The organism is Roseateles sp. P5_B10, from assembly GCF_056400485.1.
Genome location: NZ_JBFULE010000224.1, coordinates 1 through 7,245 on the forward strand (window position 1 = coordinate 1; position 7,245 = coordinate 7,245).

General features: G+C 62.2%; 5 protein-coding genes. 2 read left to right on the forward strand and 3 right to left on the reverse strand.

Translation table 11 applies throughout. From position 1 onward, the window contains the following. Positions 1 to 254: 254 nt before the first annotated feature. Positions 255 to 1,700 carry an IS1182 family transposase gene (locus tag AC1DU6_RS15020; protein WP_477858023.1) on the forward strand — a complete coding sequence of 482 codons (1,446 nt, stop codon included), beginning with the start codon at positions 255 to 257 and terminating at the stop codon, positions 1,698 to 1,700. 254 nt (positions 1,701 to 1,954) lie between these two features. Here AC1DU6_RS15020 and AC1DU6_RS15025 read toward each other — a convergent pair whose 3' ends face one another. The 3 genes from AC1DU6_RS15025 to AC1DU6_RS15035 all read right to left on the reverse strand — a co-directional run bounded on the left by AC1DU6_RS15025 (position 1,955) and on the right by AC1DU6_RS15035 (position 4,913). After that, a complete protein-coding gene (locus AC1DU6_RS15025; RefSeq protein ID WP_477858025.1) occupies positions 1,955 to 2,599 on the reverse strand; it encodes an N-acetyltransferase in 645 nt (214 codons plus the stop codon). A 47-nt stretch (positions 2,600 to 2,646) separates the two neighbouring features. Beyond that, positions 2,647 to 3,762 carry an alpha/beta fold hydrolase gene (locus AC1DU6_RS15030; protein WP_477858027.1) on the reverse strand — a complete coding sequence of 372 codons (1,116 nt, stop codon included), beginning with the start codon at positions 3,760 to 3,762 and terminating at the stop codon, positions 2,647 to 2,649. A 173-nt stretch (positions 3,763 to 3,935) separates the two neighbouring features. Further along, positions 3,936 to 4,913, reverse strand: coding sequence for an NADPH:quinone reductase (locus AC1DU6_RS15035; RefSeq protein WP_457324938.1), 978 nt, complete (start codon positions 4,911 to 4,913; stop codon positions 3,936 to 3,938). 441 nt (positions 4,914 to 5,354) lie between these two features. Between AC1DU6_RS15035 and AC1DU6_RS15040 the strand changes: the two genes are divergently transcribed. Further along, positions 5,355 to 7,245: ATP-binding protein (locus tag AC1DU6_RS15040; RefSeq protein ID WP_477858029.1), on the forward strand; the 1,891-nt coding region annotated here is incomplete at its 3' end.

Sequence of the window (7,245 nt, forward strand, 5' to 3'; positions counted from 1 at the left end):
GTTCTAGGGCGAGCCGTCCTGCGTATTCCAGTGGTCGTCAACATCCAGGCCGGCGCGATGAGCACGCAATCCAGTCACCATGAGCCAGCGGCAGCAAGGAAGTGAACGGAGCGGTACTTCGGCTCTGCAGCGTTATGCCGCCCGTCGCTCTGCTGAGTGGGGTGTCAGCAATGTGCCGAGGCTGTGTGAAAACCCTCCTTGGATAGCCCGTGCCGCTGCCTAGATTGTGGGAACGCCACAGCACGGGTCTGCCCATGAAGCGATTCATTGAGGGAGAGGATCGACACCAGGTCACGCTGCTACCCGAGTCCCTCGACGACTTCGTCGGCACCGACAACCCGGTCAGAGTGATTGATGCGTTCGTCGAGGAACTGGATCTGCCAGGGCTTGGCTTTGATGGCGCAAACCCTGCGACGACTGGTCGACCTTCCTATCACCCAGCGGTCCTGCTGAAGATCTACATCTACGGCTATCTCAACCGCATCCAGTCCAGCCGACGCCTGGAACGCGAATGCCAGCGCAACCTTGAGCTGATGTGGCTGACCGGCCGCTTGGCGCCGGACTTCAAGACCATCGCCGACTTCCGACACGACAACGGCAAGGGCATCCGCAACGTCTGTCGACGGTTCGTCATGCTGTGCCGCGAACTGGACCTCTTCGCGCAGGCCATCGTGGCCATCGACGGCAGCAAGTTCAAGGCGGTCAACAACCGCGACAGGATCTTCACCGCAGTGAAGATCGAACGATTCCAAGAGCACATCACCGAGAGCATCCAGCGCTATCTGGATGGTCTGGAGACGGCGGACCGGACACAGACGGCCGGACTGCAGGCCAAGACAGAACGCGTGCAGGAGAAGATCAAGAAGCTTCGTCAGCGCATGCAGCAGCTCGATGCGATCAAGGTGCAACTGGCGTCTGAGCCCGATGGGCAACTGTCAACGACTGATCCCGATGCACGCGCCATGGCGACCAGCCGACCGGGCTCGGCGGTCATTGGCTACAACGTCCAGACGGCCGTGGATGCAAAGAACCACTTGATCGTCGCGCATGAGGTCACCAACGACAGCAGTGATAGAGCGCAGCTGAGCAAGATGGCGGTGGTCTCGCGCGAGGCCATGGGCGTCACCGAGCTGCAAGCCATTGCAGACCGCGGTTACTACAACGGTGTGGAGCTCAAGGCCTGCGAAGACGAGGGGATCGCGGCGTACGTGCCCAAACCGATGACTTCCAACGCCAAGGCCGAAGGACGCTTCGACAAGGCCGACTTCATCTACATCGCCCGCGACGACCAGTACCAATGCCCGGCGGGTCAGCGCGCCGTTCACCGCTTCACCACGGACGAGAGGGGTCAACAGATACGCCTGTACTGGTCGAGTGCATGTCCGCGTTGCCCGATGAAAGAGCAGTGCACCACCAGTGCGTACCGCCGCATCAGGCGCTGGGAGCACGAGGCCGTCATGGAATCTGTTCAGCAGCGATTGGATCAAGCGCCCTACGCCATGAGGGTCCGACGGCGCACCGTGGAACACGTCTTCGGAACGCTCAAGCATTGGATGGGCTCAACGCACTTCCTGACGCGACGGCTCGCGCATGTCGGCACGGAGATGAGCCTGCACGTCCTGGCCTACAACTTGAAGCGGGTGATGCGCATCTTGGGCATCGGGCCGCTGATCCAAGCGATGAGAGTGATGGGCGCGTGAGCGCCATTTGCTGCCTAAAACGACTTGCAGCGCCCTAGAAGGCCACAGGGCGCATCGCCCGGCGACATCCGCAGCGTCGCGCCCATAACCAGCTCAAGCGGTCCAGCCAACGAAGCGTCCGCGCGCCAGCGTTGGAATCATGCGTTCTCACACAGCCTCGGCTGGTTGCCGTCACTAGGTTCTGGCTGGGCAACGACTGCTCGCGCCGTTACCGGCCATTGGGCCCGTCGAGGGGCGAGTGACCACTCCGCCTCTTAGATCGGCGACGCCTCGGGCCTGTCGCGTTCGACGAGCGCCAAATATTCCGACCAAGTGCCGCCAGCCAAAGGCTTCATCATTACGCGGAGCATGTTTGTCTGCACGCCGTACTCAACAGGACCGCGCTCGCGCAACTGTAAGTAGCCGCAGCGCTCCCAGAACCGCTCCGCACGCTCATTACCTATCACGACACCGAGGCGCAGCCATTGCTGGCCTTCAACCTCATGCATCCACTTCTCCAGGGCCGCGTAGCTAAACGCGCCTCCACCATCACGCATAAGAAACAGCCCGATGTGACCGACGCCCCTCGCGATGAAATCGGTAACGATCGAGGCCATGCCCCATATCGACTCGGCAGCATCGAAGAACCCAATGATGTACATCCGCCTATAGGGCATCTCAGCCGGGGGGAGGTCGGCGAATTCTCTGGCTGCTTCGTCGACAGCAACATCCTGGCCGCTTACAAGTCGGAAATAGTCTTGCCTCGCCTCGAACAGCGCCTGTAGGGCCGGAACGTCAGCGGCGACAAGCTCCCGAGCATGCCAGCCTGAATCGGTTTCGAACAAGCTGTCTTTCATACGCGCCGCCTCGCGCTGACTTGACACGTTGTGCCGGCGGAGCCCCGAGTAAAGGAAAGTCATGGTGCCAATGGTTGATACTTTGTCGACGCCGGAATTTCAGGCGCGGGTCACGCCCAGCTGAAAGCCTGACGCTCGGGCGCCCGCTCCGGGATCAGGTTGTCCAACGCTTGTGTCAAATAGAGCATGCAGGCCATCCGCCCCGCGTTGGGTGCGACCAAGATGCTGCTGCCGCGGCGCGAATACACCGGCCGAAACACGGCATGCGGACCATTGACGCCGTCGATGGGCGTGAGCGCGTCGTCGAGCTTGAGCCGGGCGACATCGGCGTCGGGACAGGCGCTGGCGATCATGCGCGAGAACACCGGAAGGTGCACGTTGTCCCGTTCGGCGACGTACAGGCGCAGGTCTGCGCCAGGCGGGAGTGCTGCGAGGTCGTCCAGCGCATAGCCGGGCTCGTCAAGGAACATGCGCCAGCCGTCGGTGAAGAAGCGCGAACCGGTGCGCTGGCATTCCTGCATGCAATGCGCCAGTTGCTGGCTGAAAACGGAGCCGTCTTCCAGCGCCGCGGCTTCGGCGGCGGACAGTTGCTCGTCCCTGAATTGCTCCATCAGTACCGACACCGGCAGTTTGCATAGCAGCCACATCAGATGACGATGCAGCCGCGGCGCGTGGGCCACCATCTTCAGCGACTGGCGCACATCGGATTTCAGCTGCGCGATCTCCGCCTTGCCGATGAACTTCTGCGGCAACATCGCGCCCAGCAGGCCGGCGCGGCGGATGCGCTGCGGCACCCGCGCGATCAGGGCCAGCTGGGGCAGCGTGCCCCAGCTGAAACCCACCATGTCGAACTTGTGGATGTCCAGGATATCCAGCAGCTCGACGAGTTCGGCGCTCAGCTGGTCGATGGTCTTGAGCCCGTCGGCCAGGTAGACGCCGCCCAGCAGGCAGGGGGCGATCGCACGGATGCCGCGCCTCACGAAGTAGGCGTGGTACTGCGCGAAGAAGAAGCCCGACACCGAGAGCCCGTGCAGGCACAGCAGCGGCGTGCCGTTCGGGTCACCCATCTCGAAGTAGGCGATGGCGCTGTCCGACCGAGGCAACGCCACGATGCGCTGACGGGCGTAGTCGTCGATCAGTTCACGGCCGCGGGCGCGCTTGCGCAGTGCATGCAGTTGCTGCTCGTGTGATGGCGTGGAATCGGATGAAAGGTGATCGGTGGACATGTTGGAAGATTCCTCCGGCGTGCTCAGCGAGCGTCGACTGTGAAGGCCATTGGCGCCGAGTGGATTTCGCCCGACGGTGGACGGGTTTTGAATGAAACGGTTGCGCCGTGCGGGCTTCCCTCGTTTCGCGTTTGGAAGATTTCAGGCCGAGTCGGCCACGCGGACGGCAGCGCTCAAAGGGCAATCAGCACTTTGGTGGGTGCCCCGGCTTCGACCATCTCGTGAGCACGCGCAATGTCGTTCAGCGCGAACACGGTTGTGGGTGGATGCAGGAGGTCGCAGCGGGTCAGCAAGGCTTCGATGCTTCGCAGCGTCTCCTTGCGAACACCATCGGGGAGCAGGTAAACGATGAAGAAATAGAGGCGAGCAAAGTTGGCGATCAAAGGGCGAAAGGCGACGCCGATGTTGGCGCCGCTCGACCCGTAGACCACGACCTGGCCGCCAAAGCGCAGCAGTTCTCCCCAGTGACGTGCGTTGGTGGCGGCGTCGACCTCGATGATGGCGTCGACACCCCTGCCGCGCGTGATCTCGCGCACGCCCGCGGCCAGGTCATCGCTCTTGTAGTTCAAGGTCCACTCGGCCCCCAGAGACAGGGCGCGGGCGGCCTTCTCTTCGCTACTGACCACGGCAATCACTCGCGCGCCAGACCGCGCAGCGAGCTGCGTCGCATACGCGCCGACCGCACCCGTGGCACCGAAGACGAGGACCGTCTTGTTGAGCAATGGTCCCAGCGCATCGATCGCGTGCACCGCTGTCATCAGCGGGATACCGATGGACGCTCCGACTTCAGTTGGAACCCCGTCTGGCAGAGGTGCGGCGAGACTGGCGGGCAGCGCGATGTATTCGCTCGCAGTTCCATGCGCACGCAGCCATTGAGCGTTGTGCAGCCATACCTGTTGCCCGATCAAGCCATGCGAGACGCCCTCGCCGACGGCCTGGACACGGCCGGCTCCGTCGCTGTGCGGGATGACCAGGCCATGCTCCATGGCTGAGCTGCCGACGCCCGAGCGGCCTTTGACGTCGGAAGGATTGACGCCGGAGTGGCTGACCCGCACAAGCACTTCACCAGCGGCAGGCGAAGGTGTGGGAAGGTCGGTAACTTGCAGCACCTCGGCTGCATTGCCCTTGGCGGTGTAGATGGCGGCTTTCATGTTTTGAATCCATTCCTTGCACTCACAGCGGGAGCCGTCATCGAAATGGACAGTTTCTCCATGGCTCTCGGCGGGAGCCCAATGTCGCGTCCGCTGGCGTCGCGGTCATTTCGCGCTGCGGCGCTGAAGTTTCAGTTGAAACGCGCTCAGGGCCACGGACGTGCCTGACGTCGGCATTCGACATTGCTTGCGGCGCTTCGACCCGCTCTCGGTGTGCGCATGGGACGCCCGAAGCGCATCCGGTACAACAGGAGATCCATGTCCGACATGGCCGGCGCCGCACGGTTAGACCCATTCAGCCGTGCCACCAGAACGCAGACACTCGCCAAAGTACAGATCACGTGTCGTCCTACACAACGGGTGACTCGCGTAAACGATGCTTCGCCGCTGAAACGAACTTCAACACCGACCGTTGCGAAGCAACAGTCCCGCTTTTGATCGATGTCTAAGCCCCTTGACCACATCCCGCTGACATTCAGTCTGTCGCGCGAAACCTCGACGGCAGAGTGGAAGGACGCGGTCATTGATCGATACCGCCGCATTCTGAACAGAGCGGTTCAGACCGCAATCATCACGGTGGACTCGGCTGGCTTCGTCACAGGCTGGAGCGAAGGTGCTCGAGCGATGCTTGGTTGGACGGAGCCAGAGATGCTGGGCCAGTCGCTTGCGCGTGTATTCCCGTCGGAAGAAGGCGGCAGGTCGGCGTGGGACACAGAGGTCGCCGAGGCTCGACGTAGCGGATCTGCGGGTGCCGAAGGTTGGCGCCTGCGCAAGGATGGCCAGCTGATCTGGGCCATCGGCGAAACCAGCTGGCTGTATGAAGGAGACCCCGACGCGGGCTTTGTCAAGATCCTGAGGGATCGGACAGAGCGGCGACGAGACGAACTGCAGCTGGCGGACCAGAAACGGGCCCTCGAGTTGCTGATCCGGACGGGGGCCAGTCTCGCGCGCGAAACGAACCTGCAGACGCTCGTCCAAACGGTCACGGACGCCGGTGTCGAACTGACGGGCGCAGAGTTTGGCGCCTTCTTATACAACCAGGTCAACGACGCTGGCGAAAGCTACATGCTCTACAGCCTCTCCGGCGTGCCTGCAGAGGCGTTCTCCAAGTTCGCGATGCCGCGCAATACGGCCATCTTTGCGCCGACCTTCGATGGCTCCGGCATCGTGCGCTCCGATGACATCACACTCGACCCGAGGTATGGCCACAACGAACCATTCCACGGCATGCCGGCTGGCCATTTGCCGGTCAAAAGTTACTTGGCGGTGCCGGTCATCTCTCGATCAGGCGCGGTGATCGGTGGCCTCTTCTTCGGGCATTCCCGGCCAGGAATGTTCACCGAGGAATCCGAACGAAGCATGAGTGGCCTCGCCGGAGAAACCGCCGTAGCCATCGACAACGTGCGACTCAATGAAGAAACGCAGCGCGAGGTGGCCGAGCGCCGGCGAGCAGAAACAGCGTTGCGAGACCTGAACGCGCATTTGGAAGAACAAGTTCGCTGCAGGACCGAGGAGTTGGTTCAGCAAGGCGAAGCGCTGCGGCAGGCACAGAAGATGGARGCYRTCGGCCAGCTCACCGGCGGCATYGCSCATGAYTTCAACAACTTGCTTCAAGTGATCGTCGGCAACCTCGAGATGCTCAATCGCACCCTGCCGGAAGCGATGGCCCGACATCGTCGCGCGGCGGCTTCGGCGATGTCGGGAGCCAAGCGTGCAGCGAAGTTGACGCAGAGGCTCCTCGCTTTCGCGCGACGCCAACCCCTTGATCCCAAGGCCTTGGATATCAACGTTGTCGTTCAGGGCATTTCCGAACTGCTTCGGCGTTCCCTGGGCGAAACGGTGGAGCTGGAGACAGTACTAGCAGGCGGCCTTTGGAACGTTGAAGTCGACCCGAACGAACTCGAGAGTGCGCTGGTCAACCTGGCCGTCAACGCCAGAGATGCCATGCCCAATGGCGGCAAGCTGACGATCGAGACGGCAAATGCGCATCTTGATGACGCCTATGCAAGCCGCCACGTTGAAGTGAAACCTGGCCAATACGTGGTGGTCTGTGTCACGGACTCGGGCTGCGGGATGGATACCGACACGCTCGCTCGCGCGTTCGAACCGTTCTTCACGACCAAGCCCGAAGGCAAGGGAACCGGTCTCGGCCTCAGCCAGGTGTACGGCTTCGTCAAGCAGTCCAACGGCCACGTCAAGCTGTACTCCGAGGTGGGCAGAGGCACGACGGTGAAGATCTATCTGCCGCGCTTCTATGCAGCGACAGCGACAGACGAGCAGCCCGCCGACAAATTCGTTCCCGAAGCGGATGGTGAAACCATCCTTGTCGTCG

Excerpts from the sequence above, each read along its gene's own strand:
- AC1DU6_RS15030 (WP_477858027.1), bottom strand. The coding sequence starts at position 3,762 with ATGTCCACCGATCACCTTTCATCCGATTCCACGCCATCACACGAGCAG.
- AC1DU6_RS15035 (WP_457324938.1), bottom strand. The coding sequence starts at position 4,913 with ATGAAAGCCGCCATCTACACCGCCAAGGGCAATGCAGCCGAGGTGCTG.
- AC1DU6_RS15020 (WP_477858023.1), top strand. The coding sequence starts at position 255 with ATGAAGCGATTCATTGAGGGAGAGGATCGACACCAGGTCACGCTGCTA.
- AC1DU6_RS15025 (WP_477858025.1), bottom strand. The coding sequence starts at position 2,599 with ATGACTTTCCTTTACTCGGGGCTCCGCCGGCACAACGTGTCAAGTCAG.